This window comes from Dactylosporangium cerinum (assembly GCF_042653625.1).
Taxonomy (GTDB): Bacteria; Actinomycetota; Actinomycetes; order Mycobacteriales; family Micromonosporaceae; genus Dactylosporangium; species Dactylosporangium cerinum.
On record NZ_JBHSIU010000131.1, the window covers coordinates 80,440 to 97,983 of the forward strand.

The following is a 17,544-nucleotide window of genomic DNA, read 5'->3' on the forward strand; positions in this document are numbered from 1 at the left end:
CGACGACACCAGGTCTCAGTTCGGGTTGATGGCCGTGCCGTGCCGCCGGAGGCTCAGCCCCAGGGCGTGTGGTCGGTCCCATTGGACGACGGGCTCGGCGACGGGCTCGAGGGGATCGGAATGGGCGTGCCGACCGGGCCGTCCGCCTGGGCGGCGGTGGCGCCGGCGAAGATGATGGCCGCTGCGGCGCAGGTCGTGACGATGATGGCGCGGATCTTGAGTGAACGACGCATTTCCTCTACCTGCCTTCGTCGAGTGTTCCGGCCGCTTGCCTGTCGGTGCGGCCGGCGATGAAGTCAACGTAGGAATGCCTTCCATCGGTGCGCTATCTCGACGTTTCCAGGCCAGCATCATAGTGCGGCGATAGCGGATCGATGATCCGACGATAGCGGACCGAAGATCGTTGGATAGTGCCGTCGTCGATTGTTTGCACACATCTCGATGCGCCGTGGCGTCGGTGACCCGGTACCCCGCATCGGGCGCATGCAACCAGGTTGGTGAGGAAAATGAGAGTTTCGGTGCAGGCGTTGGACGGCGTTTACGGTCGTTCCGCCGCCGGGCTTCGCGCTCGTATCGAGCGCATCGGTGAAAACGTGTGGGAGCCGGTCGCGTCCGGCGAGACGGACATCGATGGATTCATCACCGACTGGATCGGCACGACGTTTGAAACCGGTGCACACCGCATTGTCTTCGACAGCGACTTCTATTTCGCTGCGCTCGGTGTGACGGCCGCATACCCCGACGTGACCGTGACGATCCGCAATGCCGACCGGGCCGAGAACTGCCGGATCCAGGTGGTGCTCGCCCCGTCGTCGTACTCGATGTACTTCGGGACGCACGGATGAGCGGGCTGTGCCGGTGCGGGGTGCCTGCGGCGCGCCCACCGGTTGCCCTCGTGCGGCCCGGGCGACCGCTTGCGAGGAGGAAGTGCCGTGAACAGCAATCGCAGTCCGGCCCACCGTTACCTGCCCGCCGCCGGCGTGGCCCTGCCTGATCGGGCCTGGCCCGCGCGGCAGCTGACCGCAGCCCCGCGGTGGCTCTCCACCGACCTGCGGGACGGCAACCAGTCGTTGGTCCGTCCGATGTCCCCCGAACGGAAGCTGGTGATGTTCCGGCTCCTCGTGGAGATGGGCTACAAGGAGATCGAGGTCGGCTTCCCGGTCGCGAGCCAGGACGATCACGACTTCGTGCGGCTGCTCATCGAGCAGGACCTGATCCCGGACGACGTCCGCATCGCGGTGCTGGTGCAGGCGAGGGACGAGCTGCTGCGCCAGACCGTGGAGAGCCTCGCCGGCGCGCCCCGCGCGACGATCCACATCTACAACGCCACGGCACCGCTGTTCCGCTCGACGGTGTTCGGCATGTCCCGCGACGAGTGCCGGGACCTCGCGGTGCGGGGCACCCGGCTGATGATGAAGTACGCGGACCGGACGCTCGCCGGGTGCGACCTGAGCTTCCAGTACTCACCCGAGATGTTCAACGAGACCGAGCTCGAGTTCTCCCTTGACGTCTGCGAGGCCGTCATGGACGTGTGGGAGCCGGGACCGGGCCGACCGATCATCCTGAACTTCCCCACGACGGTCGAACGGACCACGCCCAACGTGTTCGCCGACCAGATCGAGTGGATGGACCGCAACCTCTCCCGCCGGGAGCACGTGTGCCTGTCCGTGCACCCGCACAACGACCGCGGCACGGGCGTCGCGACGGCCGAACTGGCTCAGCTGGCCGGCGCGCAGCGGGTCGAGGGGTGCCTGTTCGGCAACGGCGAGCGGGCCGGCAACGTGTGCCTGGTGACCCTCGGGCTCAACCTGCTGACCCAGGGCATCGACCCGGGCATCGACTTCGGCGACATCAACAAGGTCCGCCGGACCGTCGAGTACTGCAACGAGATCCCGGTGCACCCCCGCCACCCGTACGGCGGCGACCTGGTGTACACCGCCTTCTCCGGCTCGCACCAGGACGCCATCAACAAGGGCTTCGCGGCCCGCGCCGTCGCCGTGGCGGCGGCCGGCGAGGATGACGTGCCGTGGCAGATCCCGTACCTGCCGCTCGACCCGGCCGACGTCGGGCGGACCTTCGAGAGCGTGGTGCGGATCAACAGCCAGTCCGGCAAGGGCGGCGTCGCGTATACGATGAGTTCCCGGTTCGGCCTGCACCTGCCACGCGAGCTGCAGGTCGAGTTCGCCGGTCGGGTCCAGCGCGTGGCCGAGGCCGAGGGCGGCGAGCTCGGCCCGGCCCGGCTGTTCGACCTCTTCCACGAGTCGTACGTCTCCAGGCAGCTGCTCTCCGCGCCGATCGCCGCGCACCGCACCGTCCCCACCGAGCTGTACGTCGACGGCGGCGGGTTCGCGATCGGCGCGGCCCGTGCCGATGCCGTCCAGGCGGTCACGTCCACGCTCGGGCTGTGGGGCATCGACGTGCGTGCGCTGCACCGCACCGGCATCGACGTGGCCCCGGACGCCGCGGACATCCAGGTCGCCGTCTACGCGGCGTGCCAGATCCGGGGCGAGTGCTGGTGGGGCGTGGGCATCGACGCCGAACCCGCCCGCGCGGCCTACGCGGCCGTCTGCGCGGCGGTCCGCCGGGCGCAGATCGCCAGGCCCACCCCGCAGCGGATCCCGGCCCCGCCGCTCGGCCGGCTGCGCGCCCTTCCGGCGGGCTGAGGTGCCGCGGACCTGGTGGATCGATAACCGTCCGATAGTGCGCCGAGGCCGGCCCGGCACATCGTAGGTATGAAGCCACAGCAATCGACATTCGGGGAGGTCGAAAGTGAACACCGTGGAGCGGGACGCGGCTTTGATCATGTTGGAGGAGTTCCTTGCCGGCGCGGTGACCGGCCGGGGGAGGGTCGTCGCCGTCACCGGCACCGTCGGCGCCGGCAAGTCCGAACTGCTCAAGATGTTCGCCGAGCGGGTCGTCGACCTCGGGGCACTGGCGATCCAGGCCAGCGGGTCCCGGGCCGAGCGTGAACTGCCGCTCGGCCTGCTCAACCAGCTGCTGCGCGACGCCCCGCTGCCCACCGACGAGCGGGACCGCGCGATGAACCTGTTGTACGAGGGTGCGCGCTCCGCCATGCAGTCCGGCGAGGGCGTCGGGCAGATCGACGCGCAGATCGTGCACGCGCTGTGCACCGTGCTGCTGGAGCTGTCCGAGCGGTACCCCCTCGCGATCATCATCGACGACGTGCAGCACGCCGACCGGGCCTCGCTGGTGTGCCTGGCCTACCTCGCCCGCCGGGTGCGCTTCGCGGAGCTGCTGACGGTCTTCAGCTACTCGGAGTTCGACCGCTCGGCGGAGACGTCGCTGCACGCCGACCTGCTGCGCTCGCCGCACGGCACGCGGCTGCGGCTCGGGCCGCTGACCCAGGACGGGGTGCTCGCGATGGCGGCCGCGCAGGTCGGCGCCGCGCCGGCCGAGCGCTTCAGCGCCGACTGGTTCGCCCTCAGCGGCGGCAACCCGCTGCTCCTCAGCGGGCTGCTGGAGGACCACGCCGCAGCCACGGCCGAGCGGGGGCTCCCGCCCGAGGAGGTGGCGGTCAGCGACGCGTACGGCCGGGCGGTCGTCACCTGCCTGCACCGCGGCGATCCGCGGATGCTGCACATCGCCCGCGGGCTCGCGGTGCTGTCCGAGCCGGACGCCGTCGACCGGCTGATCGGCGTCGATCCCGCCCTGGTGTCCCAGGTGGTCCGGTCGCTGACCGCGGCCGGCGTGCTGAGCCTGGGCCGGTTCCGCCACGAGGTGGCCCGCGCCGCCGTCCTGGCCGACGTCGACACCGAGCTGCTCATGGACCTGCACCGGCGCGCCGCCGTCCTGGCCTACGACCGTGGCGTGGGACCGGCGGTCGTCGCCGAGCACCTGCTCAACGCCGACGGGATCGACGAGCCGTGGGCGGTGGCGGTGCTCGAGGACGCCGCCCGGCAGGCGCTGCGCGACGGCCGGGTCGAGTCCGGCGTCGCCTACCTCAAGCTCGCCTGGCGCGAGTGCCGCGAGGAGTCGCACCGCAACGCGCTCATGACCATGCTGCTGCGCGCCGAGTGGCGGATCAATCCCGCGATGTCGGGCAACCTGCTGACGCAGCTGTCCGACAGCATGTACCGCGGCCAGCTGCGCGGCAACGACGCCATCGTGCTGGCGAAGGCATTGCTGTGGCACGGCCAGTTCGCCGGCGCGCAGGAGGTGTTCGAGCGGCTGGGCGAGTCGGGGGCGGTCGACGAACAGGACACGGTCACCGAGCTCGCGATCAGCCGGCCGTGGCTGCGCTGCACGTACCCGGAGTTCCCGGACCTGCTGCCCCGGCCGTCCGCCCGCCCCGCCCCGGCCGTCACGACGGTCTCGGCCAGCCGCCGCCTCAGCGCGGTGAGCGTGCTGGCGAACGTGCTCGAGGGCGGCCCGGGCCGGGACACGGTGGCCGCGGTCGAGCGGATCCTGCGCAGCACGCACCTCGACGAGATGACGCTCGACACGGTCGAGAGCGGGCTGCTCGCACTGACCTACGCCGGGCACGCGGAGCAGGCCGCGCCGTGGTGCGACCTGTTCATGGAGGAGGCGTACGCCCGGCGGGCCCCCAGCCGGCAGGCCCGGCTCGCGGCGGTGCGCGCCGAGATCTCCCTGCGCCTCGGCGAGCTGTCCAGCGCCGCCGACCACGCCCGCCTGGCCCTGCGGATCATCCCGGCGAGCAGCTGGGGCGTCGCCGTCGGCGGCCCGCTGTCGGTGCTCATCCTCGCCGGGGCGGCGATGGGCCAGCACGGCGAGGTGCAGCAGTGCCTCGACCAGCCGGTGCCGGAGGTCATGTTCCAGACCCGCTACGGGCTGTCATACCTGCAGGCGCGCGGCCGGTTCAGCCTGATGACCGGGCACGTCTCGCTGGCGCTGCGCGACTTCCAGCGCTGCGGCCGGCTGATGAGCGAGTGGGCGCTCGACTCGCCGGGCCTGATCGCCTGGCGGCTCGACGTGGCCGAGGCGTACCTGGCGATGGGCAGCACCGAGCAGGCCACGAAGCTCATCGAGGAGCAGCTCGACCGCTCGACGGAGCTGCCCCGGGTGTGCGGGATCGCGATGCGGCTGTTCGCGTCGACGAGCCTGCTCCGGCACCGGCCGATGTTCCTGCGCCAGTCGGGCGACCTCCTGCAGAACTGCGGCGACCGGTACGAGCTGGCCCGCACGCTCGCCGCACTCACCGACACCTACGAGGCGCTCGGCGAGTCCCGGCGGGCCGGCCTGATCAGCCGCCGGGCGCGGGGCCTGGCGCAGGAGTGCCGGGCGCCGTTCGGCATCGCCGAGCCCGAGGCCCCCGCCGAGGCACCCGCCCCGGAGCTGGTGGCCGTCGCCGCGACCAGCCCGGTCGCGTTGCTCAGCGACGCCGAGCGCCGGGTCGCCGCGCTCGCCGCGGTGGGGTACACCAACCGGGAGATCTCCGACAAGCTGTTCGTCACCATGAGCACCGTCGAGCAGCACCTGACCCGGACATACCGCAAACTCAACGTGACCAGCCGCGCGGAGCTGCCCTCGAGCCTGGACCTCGGCCGCGGCCTGGAGGCGTGAGCGTGGTCCTGGGGCTGCGCGTGAGCGCGGCCCTAGGGCAGTTGCTTCGTGCCGAGGTTGCGGATCGAGGCGCGCAACGGCGTCTTGGTCGACACGTTGAGGAAGCAGTGCGCGGTGCGGTCGCCGATGGCCCACTGGCTCGCGGTGAGGCCGGTCCAGAACGTGTAGATGTCGGCGCGCTGATACAGCTGGGTCTGTGAGATGCCGAGGAACTGCGCGATCTTCAGGTAGCACGCGTCGCCGGCGAGCTCCTTGAGGCGCAGCTGGTTCGGGTACTCGCCGGCCGGGGCGGTCCACGCGCCGACGAACTCGGTGTCGTGCGGGACGTCGCAGGCGACGGGCTTGACGGCCTCGACGGCACCGTAGAAGCCCTTGGCGTCCAGGTCGTCGCCGGTGAGCTGGACGCAGGTCAGCGCGAGCGGGCGGTCCTGGGCGAGCCCGCCCTTGACGCTGCCGGTGCGCTCCAGCGGCGCGAACAGGTCGTCGGCCGCCTCGGCGATCCCGCACAGGAACTGCCGGCCGCCGGCCTGCCACACCGCGGGCAGCGGCACGCGGAAGACGGGGAAGAGCCGGCCGCCGCGCCAGTCGCCGCCGAGGTACGCGGCGGCGGCCTTGTCGCACTCGGCGAACGCGGCGCGGCTCGGGTCGCTGTCCCAGGCGGGCGGGGCGGCCGCGTCGGGGACCGTGCCGGTGCCGACGACCTCGATCGCGTGTGGCTCGGCGCAGTCCACGGCCTGCAGCGGCACCACCGACGGCTCGAACGCGCTGACGCCGCCGGTCAGGCAGGTGCCGGCGGGCGGCGGGGCGTAGGAGGCGGCGGGCAGCGCGAACCAGCCGTTGATCAGGTCGCCGTCGGTGCCGGCCGGGTTGCCGCAACCGGCGAGGGTCGCCGTCAGGATGAGCAGCGCCACCGCCACGCCCCGACGCACCCTCAGCCGCCGGTGACGAGACTGTGGTCGAGCACCTCGGAGGTCTTGTCGTCGGCGCCGGGCTCCTTGCGCAGGAAATACACCGAACCGATGGCCATGGCCAGGCACAGCACGACCAGCGTGGCGATGATCGCGATCAGGATGACGACCATCCGGTCCCGCGGCGCCCGGACCGGCTGTGGCGCGTACAAGGGTGGCCCAGCGCCAGGTGGGAACGAGCCGGGTGGGAAGGAGCCGGGTGGCGGCCCGTAGCGCGCGGGATCCGGCTCCTGCGGCGGGTACGCACCGGTCATACGCCGACCCTACCCGAACGTGAATGCCGTTACCGGTACCAGCCGCGAAGGGCGTTCAGCAGATCCTTGCCGCCGAGCGACGGCGGCGGGGTCGGCAGCTGACGCAGCAGCAGATCCCGCCCGATGACCACGGCCGGTTCGGGGTCGGCGAGCGGCACCGGGGGATACCAGAAGCGCTCCAGCTCGACGTCCGGCTCGTCCATGTCGGCCAGCACCCTGGCCGCACCGGTCGGCACAGGGGCCTCGACGACCTCGACGAGCGGGGTGCCGGTGCGCAGGATGCGCAGGTTGGCCAGGAGCGCGTCGCGGGTCCGGCCGCGCCACAGCAGGATCTGGAACGGGTCCGCGTCGAACCGCTCCGCGAGCAGGTAGAACGCCGCCGCCAGGTGCTTGCACGGCACGGCGGCGTCGGGGCAGGAGCAGCGCATCGCGAGGTCGCGCACGCGGGCGGGGAAGAGCGGCGCGTCGGCGGCGGCGAACACGTCCTCGACGTGCGGCGGCAGCTCGCCGGCAAGGAGCTTGGCCGCGCCGAGGGCCTCCGCGGCCAGGGCGGCCTCGACCCGCCGCCACACGTCGTCGTCGAAGACCTCCAGGGCGATGCTCACCTGGTACGGCGTGGGCCGCGAACCCTGCACGACCGCCGCGACGGTGCCCGGCTCGACACTCAGCGACAGGACCTGCCCTGCGCGGGCGTAGTTACGGCCCCGGGTCAGGCGGGTGCCGAGGGCGAAGGACTCGAGCACGCCGAGGAACCGCTTCGACCACCAGCTCTCGCCGATGGCGCCGCGCGCGCTGCGGGCCCGCAGCCCGCCCTCGACCTTGACCGTCCGGGATCCCCAGTACTCCGGGGTCGTCATGCCTGCAGGGCCTCCAGGCCGGGCTTGACGGCGCGCGGGACGAACTCGACGACCTCGTAGGCGGCGAGGTTCTTCTGCTTGAACGGGTCGAGGGACAGCCGCGCCTCGAGCTCCAGCCGGGGCAGGCCGGCGGCGAGGATGACGCCGCCCTTGCGGGGGACCTGCGCGCCGGAGGCGAGGAAGACCCCGTCCTCGTATTGCGCATCGAGCCACTCGCGGTGCGCGGGCATCGCCTCGTCGATCTCCTCGACGCCGACCAGATAGCTGAGCGTGATCACGAACATCGGTGCAGTTTACGGGCTACTCGACGACCGCGCCCGCCTCCAGCGCGAGGAGGGACCGCAGCTCGCTGGTGGACAGCTCGGTCAGCCACTGCTCGCCGGTGCCGACGATCTTTGCGGCCAGGCCGCGCTTCTCGTTGATCATGGCGGCGATCTTCTCCTCGACGGTGCCGGCGGTGACGAACTTGCGGACCTGCACGGCGCGCCGCTGGCCGATGCGGAACGCGCGGTCGGTCGCCTGATCCTCGACGGCCGGGTTCCACCACCGGTCGACGTGCACGACGTGGTTGGCGGCGGTGAGGGTCAGCCCGGTCCCGCCGGCCTTCAGCGACAGCACGAACACCGGCGGCGAGGACGCCGACGCGGCCTGGAACCTGGCGACGAGCGTGTCCCGGGCCGGTTTGTCCAGGCCGCCGTGCAGGTAGGCGACCTCGCGGCCGAGGCGGGCGGAGAGGTGGGCGCGCAGCATGCCGCCGAACTCCGCGTACTGGGTGAAGACGAGGGCCCGTTCACCGGCGGCGAGGACCTCGTCGAGGATCTCCTCCAGGCGCAGCAGCTTGCCGCTGCGCCCGGCGAGCCGGCTGCCGTCGCGCATGGCGTGCGCCGGGTGGTTGCAGATCTGCTTGAGGCGGGTCATGGTCGCCAGCACGAGCCCGCGGCGGGCGACGCCCTCGCTGCGCTCGATCTTGCCGAGCATCTCGTCGACGACGGCCTGGTAGAGCGACGCCTGCTCCCGGGTGAGGTTGCACAGCACCTCCATCTCCAGCTTCTCCGGCAGGTCGGAGATGATGCTGCGGTCCGTCTTGAGGCGGCGCAGCACGAAGGGCTGGGTGATGCGGCGCAGCCGCGCGGCCGCGTCGGCGTCGCCGCGCCGCTCGACGGGCTCGGCGAAGCGTTCGCGGAACTTCGTGGCGGTGCCGAGCAGGCCCGGGTTGGCGAAGTCCATGATCGACCACAGGTCGGCGAGCCGGTTCTCCACCGGGGTGCCGGTGACCGCGATGCGGTGCCGGGCCGGCAGCCCGCGGACCGCGACCGCCTGTTTGGTGGCCGCGTTCTTCACCGCCTGCGCCTCGTCGAGGACGAGCCGGTGCCACGGCAGGGACTTCAGCGCGGTCGCGTCGCGGGCGGCGATCGCGTAGGTGGTGATGATGAGGTCCGACGCGGCGACCGCGGCCCGGAAATCGGCGCCGCGGGCACGTTCGGCGCCGTGGTGGACGTGCACGCGCAGCGCCGGCGCGAACTTCGCCGCCTCCCGCTGCCAGTTGCCGACCAGCGACATGGGGCAGATGAGCAGGGTGGGGCCGGGCGCTTCGCCGGCGAGGAGCGCCAGCAGCTGGACGGTCTTGCCGAGGCCCATGTCGTCGGCGAGGATGCCGCCGAGCCCCGCGGTTTCGAGGAAGCTCAGCCAGCTCAGTCCGCGCAGTTGGTACGGCCTGAGGCTGCCGTTGAACCGCTCCGGTGGCTCGGCGGCCGGGACGCGCAGCTCGGTGTCCCCGGACAGCAGGTCGCCGAGCCACCCGTCGGCGGCGACCTCGACCACGGGCAGCCCGCCGGGTCCTCCACCAGTATCTCCAGGGTCGCCGCCGGCGAGGTGCAGCAGGTCCGCGACGGTCATCGTGCTCTCGTCGGCCTGCCGGCGCATGATCTCCAGGCCCGCGGCGAGGCGGCGCGGGTCGAGCTCGACCCACTGCCCGCGCAGCTGGACGAGGGGCGCCTTGAGGTCGGCGAGCCGACGCAGCTCCTCCTCGGTGAGGGGCTCCTCGCCGATGGCGAGCTCCCACCGGTAGTCGATGACGGAGCCGAGCCCGACGGCGCTGGTGGTGGCGACGGTGCCGGGCTGGGACGCCGACGGGCTGCGGGCGGTGAGCCGGGCGCCCAGCCGGGCCTGGGGCTTGCGCCACCAGCCGGGCAGCAGCATCCCGAACCCGGCGCCGGCCAGCAGCGGCGCGTGCTCGCTGAGCAGCTGGTGCGCGCCGGCGGTGTCGAGGGTCAGCGCGGCCGGCCGGGCGGTGCGCAACGAGTCTTCGAGCGCCGGGTACAGGCGGCTGGCCCGGCCGAGCTCCGCCAGGAGGGTCTCCTGCGGCGTGGGGACCTGCCACTGGGACAGTTCGAGGGGACCGGGTGCCGTCCAGACGGTGCCGGCGTCCACGACGAGGCTCGGTTCGTCGGCGGCCTGCAGCGCGAACTCCAGGCGCCAGACGGGTTCCTCGTCGTCGGCCAGGGCTTCTTCGAGGGTGCCGGGTTCGGGTGGTTCGACCAGCCGGAAGCAGGCGCGGACCGTGCCGCCGACCGCGTCGGCCTGCCACGCGGCCAGGTCGTCGCGCAGCGCGTCGAGCTCGGCGGCGGCGCCGGGCACGCCGCGGTCGGTGCCGGTGAGCGCGGTCAGCCACGCGCCGGCGACACCGGTGACCCGGTGGGTGACGGGGGGCAGCACGGCCCGGGCGGCGGCGTCGACGAGGGTGTCGAGGACCTCGGTGAGCAGCGCGGCCCGGGACGGCGCCGGGCCGAGCACCGACTGCGGCAGCGACAGCGCGAGCGACCGGGTGTACGCGGCGTCCTTCCCGGTCAGCACGGGCACCCAGCGCGCCTCGTCGCCGCCGGGCGCGGTGACCAGGCCGGGGAGCATCCGGCCGCGGCGGACCAGGGAGCCGGCGAAGGATGCGACGGTTGCCAGGGCGCGCACGGAGTCGCCGAACACGAAGTCCTCGGTGCCGTCGTCGGCGGCGATCGCCACCAGTGTCGAGCGCAAGAGGGCGTAGGCGTCGTCGGGGCCGTATTCGACGGTGTCGACCGTCCACTCGCTCAGCCGCAGGGGAGTGTCGGCGGGTGCTTGCGGCCCGAGCGCGGCGGGCGACGGTTCGGGCAGGTCGCCGCGGGTCGGCAGGCTGAGGGTCCGGGTCGCGGGCACCCCGGTGTCCGCGTCCAGGCGGAGCCCGCGGACGGCGAACGGGTGCGGGGGCACCTTCGGCCGGCCGCGGCGCCGGCCGGGTGGCAGGTCAGGGTCCTCGGCCCAGAGCGACAGACGACCGTCGAGCCAGGCAGCGTGAACGACGATCACCCGCGCGAGCCTAGTCGAGGACCGCCGGTCCGATCGGCTGAACCGCTGTTCAGCGATGGGTGTCGTTACCGCATCGCCCGGTGGCGGCCGATCTCGTGCAGGTTCGGTTCGGCCGCCGCCCAGGTGATGTGCTCGCCCGCCCGGCTCAGCACGCAGGTCTCGACGTGCAACTCGACGAGCACGTGCTGGCCGAAGCCGGGCGGCGGCCCCGACAGCGACCGCTCGGCCAGGAACGCGGCCGCGACACTGCGCCGCAGCGCCTCGTCGCGCGGGAACCTGGCCCGCCCGGTGAGGTAGAACGCGTCCTCCCCGTCCTGCAGCGGAAACGTGTGCAGGGCGAAGCGGTCGTCGCGCAGCAGGTCCTCCAGTTTCGGGGAGACCATCAGCAGCGCGAACAGGCCGTCCTCGACGAGCAGCGGGCTCACCGGGTGGACCCGTGGCCCGCCGTCGGCGCGTACGGTGCCCAGGTACGCCAAGCCCACGCCGCTGCGGTACAGCAGCGTACGACCGGAAGAGGCCAGGTCCGGCGCCGAGCGCCGGAAGCGCCCCCACGAGAGCATGGCAGCCAGACTGGCCTACCCCCGGCCGCCGGTCAACGTCCGACCGGTCGAGTCCTTCCGTGTTGCGATTCCCGCCGGATCATGCGGAGCGCGGTGCGGGCACCACAGCCGTCCCGTGTGGAGGCACGCGGCGGTCGTCGGCGGTATCGTCGCTCGAATGGCTGCGGAATGCGGGATCGACGACTGTGGTGTGCTGGCGATCGGCCGGTGCCGGGACTGCGGGTCTGCGTTCTGCATGTCGCACCAGGGCCGGAACCCGGCAACCGGCGACGGCTACGCCGCGCTGTGCGAGCCGTGCGCCGCCCGCCGTCACGCTGCCGCCGCCGGTGCGGCCCGCAACGTCGGCCCGGTGCAGCGCACCGGCGACGAGCCGCGCTGGGTCATGTCCGGCCAGGCGGTCCGCGACCTGGTCGCCGGCGGCGTCCCGGGCCGTCCGGTGATCGAGCAGCGCCGCCGCACGGTGAAGCTGCGCTTCGGCGGGGAACGCGTCGAGATCGACGAGATCGAGGTCGGCACCCTCTGGGTGGCCGGCCGGTTCGAGTGGACCCAGCCCGTCGACGGCGTCGCCGAGACCCGCGAGTGGAACACCGGCCTGCTCGCCGAGCCCCGCGGTGGCTACCCGGTCGCGTCGTTCCGCCAGGCGGTGGCCCGCTGCCGGGTCACCGAGCACGGCGTCACCCTCGTCCGCGACGGCGGCGCCGAGCTGGAGGCCCGCGCCGTGCCGCTGATCGCCCAGGCGGTCCGCCGCCTCCTCGACCGGCCCGCGAAACCGTGACGCAGCCGGCCGTGCTCACGCTGCCTGAGCCCTGTGTGGTCGTGCTGGTCGGGCCCGGTGCGGCCGGCAAGTCGACGTGGGCGCAGACGCACTTCGCGGCCGACCGGATCGTCAGCAGCGACCGGCTCCGGGCCCTCGTCGGTGCCGGTGAGGACGACATCACCGCGAGCGCCGATGCGTTCGCGGTCCTCGACACGGTGGTGGCGCAGCGGCTCCGGCGGCGGCTGACCACGGTCATCGACACCCTCGGGTTGGACGCGCAGCGGCGGGCGGGCTGGGTCGCGGCGGCGAAGGCGCACGGGTTGCCGTGTGTCGCGATCGCGTTCGACACGCCACCCGCGCAGTGCCGGGCCAGGAACCGGGCCAGGACCACCAGACGCATCCCGGCCGACGTGCTCACCCAGCAGCTGCGGGCCTGGGCGGCGACCCGGGACGCGCTGCCGTCGGAGGGGTTCGACGCGGTGCACCTGGAGACGCCGGCCCGCACCGTCCCCGAGGCGTTCGTGGCGGCGGCCGAGGCCCACCACCGGCAGCGGGACGATCCGGCGCGGCTCGGGTTCGGGCTGCACATCGGGCAGTTCCAGGGCGTCGACGTGCGGGCGACCGCCGCGACCGCCGAGGAGGCCGGGTTCGACGCGATCTACGTGATGGACCACTTCCGGCAGATCCCGCAGCTCGGGCGGGCCTGGGAGGACTTCCTGGAGAGCTACACGACGCTGGCGTACCTCGCCGCGTGCACGACGAAGGTCCGGCTGGGCGCGCTGGTCACCGGCGTGACGTACCGCAACGTTGCGCACCTCGGCAAGATCGTGGCCACGCTCGACGTGCTCAGCGGCGGCCGGGCGGTGTGCGGGCTGGGCCTCGCCTGGTTCAAGGAGGAGCACGTCGCGTACGGCTGGCCGTTCCCCGACGTCGGCGACCGGTACGCGCTGCTCGAGGACGCGCTGCAGGTGCTGCCGCTGCTGTGGGGCAAGGGCAGCCCGCGCTTCGAGGGGCGGACCCTGACGGTGCCGGAGGCCCTGTGCTACCCGAGACCGGTGCAGGAGCGGGTGCCGATCATCGTCGGCGGCAACGGCGAGCGGCGCACCCTGCGGCTCGCCGCGACCTACGCCGACGCCGCCAACGTCATGGGTGACCTCGCCACCGTGCGGCGCAAGGCCGAGGTCCTGCGCGGCTACAACCCGGACACCCGGCTCACCCACCTGGGGACCGCGCTCGTCGCCGCCGACGACCGGCACCTTGCGGAACTCGTGGAGCGGGGGCGTGGCCGCCGGTCCCGGGAGGCCTACGCGAAGGAGGTCAACGCCGGCACCGTCACCGACCACATCGGACGGTTCCGGCAGCTGGCGGACGCGGGGGTGCGCGAGGCGATGGTCCGCCTGCCCGACCCCGCCTGCATGGCGCCGATGGCGGAGGTCATGGCCGCCTTCCGGTGAGCCGTGGACCCGTGGATCGCTGTTGGTGGCCGCCAGGCGAAGGCGCGCCTGGCGGCCGGCGGGGTCATACGGGCAGCAGCGACCGGTCGGATTCCGTGAGGGCCAGGATGTCGCTGGTGAGCGGGGCGTACACGCGGCGCAGCAGCGCCGGGTCCCCGGCGCTCGCGATCACGGCGAAGACGGCCCTGGCCAGCCGCTCGGCCATCGCCGGCGGGACGGCCGCCCGGGCCGCGACGTCGGCGAGGAAGTCGAGGTGCACCTCCTGGTCGTACAGGTGCTGGTACGACCACAGCGGTTCCGCAAGCGTCGGTGGCAGCTCCGCGGCCAGGTGGTGCACCCAGCCGTCCGGCAGGCGGGTGGCCAGTGCGTGCAGCACACCCCGGATGGCGCGCCGGGTCTCCTCCGCGGTGGCGATGCCGGTCTTCTCGCGGACCTCCGTTATGAACACGTCTTCATACATGCGCCGAACGCTCCCCATCAGGCAGGTGAAGCACCATCACCAGCAGGGAGCGATCGGCGCGACGGCTCGTGCTCATCCACGGCGGGTGGGACGGGGTCACCCGATGCGCGCCCAGCATGGCCCCGTACATCCCCTCATCGTTGGGAGACACCCCGATGGCATTCCTGGTGACCCGGCCCAGCCGGGCGTTCACGTTCCCGGCGGCGGCGATGCCGCGCATCGGTGGCGTACCGGTCGACATCGAGGAGACCGCCGACGCCTACCGGGTCGATCTTGACCTGCCCGATGTCGACGCCGCCGACGTGCGGATCGACCTACGGGACAACGAGATCCGGGTGGCGGGCAGCTACCGGGCCCGGGTCCGCGGCGGCATGATGCACCACCACGCGCGGCAGGAGGGCGAGTTCGAGTACCTCATCGCACTGCCGGGCAACATCGACGACGACCGCGTCGAGGCGAACCTCGACAGCGGCGTCCTGACCGTCATCGCGCCGAAGGCGCGCGGGGAGCAGACCCGGCGCATCACCGTCCAGGCGGCGCAGCCCCAGCTGGGCCAGCAGTCGACGCAGGGCGCGGGTCAGCCGGCGCCGCAGGGGCAGCAGGCCGGCGGACGGCCGGGGCAGCAGCAGGCACAGGGGCAGCCGCAGCCGGGCGCCAAGCCGGGCACGCAGGGGCGGCCGCAGCAGGAGACCAGGCCGGCCGACACGCCGGCGGCGCAGGCGAAGCAGATGCGTGAGGGCCAGTCCCGGCCGGGGCCGGCGAGCCAGCAGGCCGGGAGCACCGGCACCGGCAGCACGGGCCAGGTCGGTCGCAGCGGCATGAGCTGAGACCGGGGCGGCCCAGCACCGTGGAGGCGCGCGACGCTGCCGGTCCTCAGGGGCCGGCAGTCCGTCGACGCGGACGGCGCACCAGTTGGGGGGACCGATGCCGGTTGAGACCCGCGACTACTACGCAGACCTCGGCGTGCCGAGAACCGCCCGCAGTGAGGAGGTCCGGCGCGCCTACCGGAACCTTGCCCGCCGACACCACCCGGATGTGAACCGCGAACCGGGCGCGGAGGAGCGCTTCAAGGCGATCGCCGAGGCGTACCAGGTGCTGTCCGACCCTCGGCGGCGCCGCGACTACGACGCGACCTGCGGTCTGGGCGGGGCGACCGCCGACGACTGGCTCGGCAGCCTGTTCCAGGGCGGCCTCGGCTCGCCGCCGGCACCGGGGCGGCAGGCCGGACCGGAGGCGCCGGGGCGGCAGGCCGGACCGGAGGCGCCGGGGCGGCAGGCCGGACCGGAGGCGCCGGGGCGGCAGGCCGGTCCGGAGCGTCGCCAACCCCCGTACAACCAGCCGGGACCCCGCGACCGGCCGCGATCGAACGACGACCGGCCACGGCCGGGTGCCGACAGCCACGACCAGCCGCGGGCGGGCGCCGACAGCCAGGCCGGGTTCGCCGTCGCGGTCGAGGACGCATACCACGGTGCCCGGCGCACAGTCACGCTGCCGGGACCGACCGGGCGTCCCCGGCAGTACACCGTGGACGTGCCGGCGGGGGTCGCCGAGGGCCAGCGCATCCGGCTGGCCGGCCAGGGCTCGCCCGGCACCGGCGGCGGGCCGTCCGGGGACCTGTACCTCGTCGTCCACCTGTCGCCACACCCCCGGTACAAGGTCCACGGCAGGGACATCGTGGTCGAGCTGCCGGTGACGCCGTGGGAGGCGGCGCTCGGCGCGCCCGTGCAGGTCCAGACCCCGGGCGGGCCGGTGCGGCTCGACGTGCCGCCGGGCTCGTCGTCGGGGCGGCGGCTGCGGCTGCCCGCCCTGGGCCTGCCCAACCCCAGAGGCGCCGCCGGTGACCTGCACGTGAAGGTGCGCATCGTGGTCCCGCCGGACCTGTCCGACCGCGAACGGCGGCTCTACGCGGAGCTCGCCGCGGCGTCCACGACCGACCCCCGGAGGCCGGCATGACGTTTCCTCTCGTACGGGCCGCTCGGCTGCCCCGTGACCTGCAACTGGACGCCTTCGCCGCCGCGGCCGGGCTGCACCCCGACCTGGTGGCCCGCCTCGTCACGCTGGGCCTGGTGGAGGTCACCACCGGGCCGACCGGCGCGCCCGGGTTCCCCGTCGCGGAACTGGCCACCGTCGCCCGGATCCGCAGGCTGCATGACGACCTGACGCTCAACTACGCCGCGGTCGGGGTGGTCCTGGACCTTCTCGACCGCATCGACGAACTCGAAGACCGACTCGCGAGAAGCCGACCGGTTCGCTAGAGCCGCTTGTCGAATCGCCGGCGGTCGAAGACCGACTCGCTAGGAGGGCATGATGCTCAGAAGAGAAGCGTGGCTGCTCGGGGTGCGGGGGGTTCTCGCCATCGTGTTCGGGATTCTCGCGGTCATCTGGCCCGGGGTGACGGTGATCGCGCTGGCGCTGCTGTTCGGGGTCTTCGCGATCGCGACCGGTTTCGAGCAGATCGTGCACGCGATGCGCCCGTCCGCGGGCGCGACGAACCCGGTGACCGGCTTCGCCGACGGCACCGGCCCGCGGGTGGCCCGCGCGGTCGCCGGGCTGTTCGGGCTCGCCGCCGGTCTCCTCGCCATTGTGTGGCCGGGGATCACCGGGGTGGTCCTGGCCGTCCTGGTCGGCGCGTGGGCGATCGTGACCGGCGTCGCCGACCTGTGGCTCGCCACCCGCCAGCACGGCGGCTGGACCCTGGCGCTGGTCGGTGCGATCTCGGTGGTCGCCGGGCTGTTCGTGGTGGTCCGCCCGGCGCAGGGCGCGGTCGCGATCGCGTGGGCGATCGGCCTGTACGCGATCGTCAGCGGCGCGCTGCTGCTGTACGCCGCCTACCAGCTGACACACCAGGGGCGGGGGCGGATGGCCGCCGCCCACTGACGGGCGCTCACCGGCCCGGCGGCGGCTGCTCCTGGGACACGTGGGCGTGCACGATGCGCCAGCCCTCCGGGAGACGGACCCAGGTCTGGGACTGCCTCCCGGGGCGGTCCTCGCCGCCGGGGTAGTCGAACATCGTGGTCACGGTCGCCAGGTCGGTCCCGAACGTGCTGACCCGGGTGTCGCGCAGCCGGCGGCCGGGCGGCAGCTGCGCCTGGGCGGCCCGCCACGCACGCAGTTCCCCGGCGCCGGTCTGCCGGTCCGCGATGCCGAAGCGCACCACGGCGGGGGAGTCCCAGAACGCCTCGGCGAGCGCGGCCGTGTCGTTGGCGACGAGCGCCTTCTCGTAGGCCTCGAAGGCCGCGGTCACCTCGGCGACGACGTCGTCCCGGTCGATCTGCACGGCTGACCCCTCCATTGCAAGCGGCTTGCACGACGATCCACGCGTGGTGGTCCCCACCGGAGGAGGGGACCACCACG

The 17,544-nt window shown here is 73.4% G+C and carries 18 protein-coding genes; 9 read left to right on the top strand and 9 right to left on the bottom strand.

From position 1 onward, the window contains the following. Window positions 1-53: 53 nt before the first annotated feature. On the bottom strand, window positions 54-233 hold the full coding sequence (locus ACFPIJ_RS62300) for a hypothetical protein (protein WP_380129019.1): 180 nt from the start codon (window positions 231-233) through the stop codon (window positions 54-56). Window positions 234-518: 285 nt separating this feature from the next. Here ACFPIJ_RS62300 and ACFPIJ_RS62305 point away from each other — a divergent pair, with 285 nt between their 5' ends. The 3 genes from ACFPIJ_RS62305 to ACFPIJ_RS62315 all read left to right on the top strand — a co-directional run bounded on the left by ACFPIJ_RS62305 (window position 519) and on the right by ACFPIJ_RS62315 (window position 5,541). Next, the gene (locus ACFPIJ_RS62305) at window positions 519-845 is read left to right on the top strand and encodes a hydroxyisourate hydrolase (RefSeq protein ID WP_380129020.1); all 327 of its coding nucleotides are present in this window, start codon (window positions 519-521) and stop codon (window positions 843-845) included. A gap of 69 nt (window positions 846-914) precedes the next feature. Next, a complete protein-coding gene (locus tag ACFPIJ_RS62310; RefSeq protein ID WP_380129021.1) occupies window positions 915-2,663 on the top strand; it encodes a 2-isopropylmalate synthase in 1,749 nt (582 codons plus the stop codon). A 106-nt stretch (window positions 2,664-2,769) separates the two neighbouring features. Continuing rightward, window positions 2,770-5,541 carry a helix-turn-helix transcriptional regulator gene (locus ACFPIJ_RS62315; RefSeq protein WP_380129022.1) on the top strand — a complete coding sequence of 924 codons (2,772 nt, stop codon included), beginning with the start codon at window positions 2,770-2,772 and terminating at the stop codon, window positions 5,539-5,541. A gap of 32 nt (window positions 5,542-5,573) precedes the next feature. Here the strand turns inward: ACFPIJ_RS62315 and ACFPIJ_RS62320 are convergent, their stop codons facing one another. The 6 genes from ACFPIJ_RS62320 to ACFPIJ_RS62345 form a co-directional block, all read right to left on the bottom strand. After that, on the bottom strand, window positions 5,574-6,458 hold the full coding sequence (locus ACFPIJ_RS62320; RefSeq protein WP_380129023.1) for a septum formation family protein: 885 nt from the start codon (window positions 6,456-6,458) through the stop codon (window positions 5,574-5,576). 14 nt (window positions 6,459-6,472) lie between these two features. Next, window positions 6,473-6,763: a hypothetical protein gene (locus ACFPIJ_RS62325; protein ID WP_380129024.1), complete on the bottom strand. Its 291-nt coding sequence runs from the start codon at window positions 6,761-6,763 to the stop codon at window positions 6,473-6,475. Window positions 6,764-6,792: 29 nt separating this feature from the next. Continuing rightward, window positions 6,793-7,620 carry an SWIM zinc finger family protein gene (locus tag ACFPIJ_RS62330; RefSeq protein WP_380129025.1) on the bottom strand — a complete coding sequence of 276 codons (828 nt, stop codon included), beginning with the start codon at window positions 7,618-7,620 and terminating at the stop codon, window positions 6,793-6,795. Further along, entirely contained in the window at window positions 7,617-7,904 is a 288-nt protein-coding gene (locus tag ACFPIJ_RS62335; RefSeq protein ID WP_380129026.1) for a YciI family protein, read from the bottom strand. Before ACFPIJ_RS62335 ends, ACFPIJ_RS62330 begins: the two co-directional genes overlap by 4 nt. A gap of 16 nt (window positions 7,905-7,920) precedes the next feature. Continuing rightward, the gene (locus ACFPIJ_RS62340; protein ID WP_380129027.1) at window positions 7,921-10,959 is read right to left on the bottom strand and encodes an SNF2-related protein; all 3,039 of its coding nucleotides are present in this window, start codon (window positions 10,957-10,959) and stop codon (window positions 7,921-7,923) included. 65 nt (window positions 10,960-11,024) lie between these two features. Beyond that, window positions 11,025-11,519 (bottom strand): pyridoxamine 5'-phosphate oxidase family protein, encoded by a 495-nt coding sequence (locus tag ACFPIJ_RS62345; RefSeq protein ID WP_380129028.1) that lies wholly within the window; start codon window positions 11,517-11,519, stop codon window positions 11,025-11,027. A 157-nt stretch (window positions 11,520-11,676) separates the two neighbouring features. Here ACFPIJ_RS62345 and ACFPIJ_RS62350 point away from each other — a divergent pair, with 157 nt between their 5' ends. Together ACFPIJ_RS62350 and ACFPIJ_RS62355 are read left to right on the top strand one after the other, a co-directional pair. Then, on the top strand, window positions 11,677-12,294 hold the full coding sequence (locus ACFPIJ_RS62350; RefSeq protein WP_380129029.1) for a hypothetical protein: 618 nt from the start codon (window positions 11,677-11,679) through the stop codon (window positions 12,292-12,294). An 11-nt stretch (window positions 12,295-12,305) separates the two neighbouring features. After that, window positions 12,306-13,730: an LLM class flavin-dependent oxidoreductase gene (locus ACFPIJ_RS62355; protein ID WP_380129030.1), complete on the top strand. Its 1,425-nt coding sequence runs from the start codon at window positions 12,306-12,308 to the stop codon at window positions 13,728-13,730. A 64-nt stretch (window positions 13,731-13,794) separates the two neighbouring features. Here the strand turns inward: ACFPIJ_RS62355 and ACFPIJ_RS62360 are convergent, their stop codons facing one another. Beyond that, entirely contained in the window at window positions 13,795-14,190 is a 396-nt protein-coding gene (locus ACFPIJ_RS62360) for a DUF2267 domain-containing protein (RefSeq protein WP_203851323.1), read from the bottom strand. 155 nt (window positions 14,191-14,345) lie between these two features. On the opposite strand from ACFPIJ_RS62360, the gene ACFPIJ_RS62365 reads away from it, so the two are divergent. The 4 genes from ACFPIJ_RS62365 (at window position 14,346) to ACFPIJ_RS62380 (ending at window position 17,067) form a co-directional block, all read left to right on the top strand. After that, complete coding sequence (locus tag ACFPIJ_RS62365; RefSeq protein WP_380129031.1) at window positions 14,346-15,017, top strand: Hsp20/alpha crystallin family protein; 672 nt, start codon at window positions 14,346-14,348, stop codon at window positions 15,015-15,017. A gap of 97 nt (window positions 15,018-15,114) precedes the next feature. Then, window positions 15,115-16,143, top strand: coding sequence for a DnaJ C-terminal domain-containing protein (locus ACFPIJ_RS62370; RefSeq protein ID WP_380129032.1), 1,029 nt, complete (start codon window positions 15,115-15,117; stop codon window positions 16,141-16,143). Continuing rightward, entirely contained in the window at window positions 16,140-16,445 is a 306-nt protein-coding gene (locus ACFPIJ_RS62375; RefSeq protein ID WP_380129033.1) for a chaperone modulator CbpM, read from the top strand. The genes ACFPIJ_RS62370 and ACFPIJ_RS62375 overlap by 4 nt, the downstream gene beginning before the upstream one ends. Before the next feature lie 52 nt (window positions 16,446-16,497). Further along, a complete protein-coding gene (locus tag ACFPIJ_RS62380) occupies window positions 16,498-17,067 on the top strand; it encodes an HdeD family acid-resistance protein (protein WP_380129034.1) in 570 nt (189 codons plus the stop codon). Between the two features lie 7 nt (window positions 17,068-17,074). Here the strand turns inward: ACFPIJ_RS62380 and hpxZ are convergent, their stop codons facing one another. Further along, window positions 17,075-17,467: an oxalurate catabolism protein HpxZ gene (hpxZ, locus tag ACFPIJ_RS62385; protein ID WP_380129035.1), complete on the bottom strand. Its 393-nt coding sequence runs from the start codon at window positions 17,465-17,467 to the stop codon at window positions 17,075-17,077. Window positions 17,468-17,544: the final 77 nt, after the last annotated feature.

Coding starts and splice junctions, on each gene's coding strand:
- ACFPIJ_RS62345 (WP_380129028.1), bottom strand. CDS start 11,519: ATGCTCTCGTGGGGGCGCTTCCGGCGCTCGGCGCCGGACCTGGCCTCT.
- ACFPIJ_RS62300 (WP_380129019.1), bottom strand. CDS start 233: ATGCGTCGTTCACTCAAGATCCGCGCCATCATCGTCACGACCTGCGCC.
- ACFPIJ_RS62330 (WP_380129025.1), bottom strand. CDS start 7,620: ATGACGACCCCGGAGTACTGGGGATCCCGGACGGTCAAGGTCGAGGGC.
- ACFPIJ_RS62350 (WP_380129029.1), top strand. CDS start 11,677: ATGGCTGCGGAATGCGGGATCGACGACTGTGGTGTGCTGGCGATCGGC.
- ACFPIJ_RS62365 (WP_380129031.1), top strand. CDS start 14,346: ATGGCATTCCTGGTGACCCGGCCCAGCCGGGCGTTCACGTTCCCGGCG.
- ACFPIJ_RS62335 (WP_380129026.1), bottom strand. CDS start 7,904: ATGTTCGTGATCACGCTCAGCTATCTGGTCGGCGTCGAGGAGATCGAC.
- ACFPIJ_RS62370 (WP_380129032.1), top strand. CDS start 15,115: ATGCCGGTTGAGACCCGCGACTACTACGCAGACCTCGGCGTGCCGAGA.
- ACFPIJ_RS62380 (WP_380129034.1), top strand. CDS start 16,498: ATGCTCAGAAGAGAAGCGTGGCTGCTCGGGGTGCGGGGGGTTCTCGCC.
- ACFPIJ_RS62375 (WP_380129033.1), top strand. CDS start 16,140: ATGACGTTTCCTCTCGTACGGGCCGCTCGGCTGCCCCGTGACCTGCAA.
- ACFPIJ_RS62360 (WP_203851323.1), bottom strand. CDS start 14,190: ATGTATGAAGACGTGTTCATAACGGAGGTCCGCGAGAAGACCGGCATC.
- ACFPIJ_RS62325 (WP_380129024.1), bottom strand. CDS start 6,763: ATGACCGGTGCGTACCCGCCGCAGGAGCCGGATCCCGCGCGCTACGGG.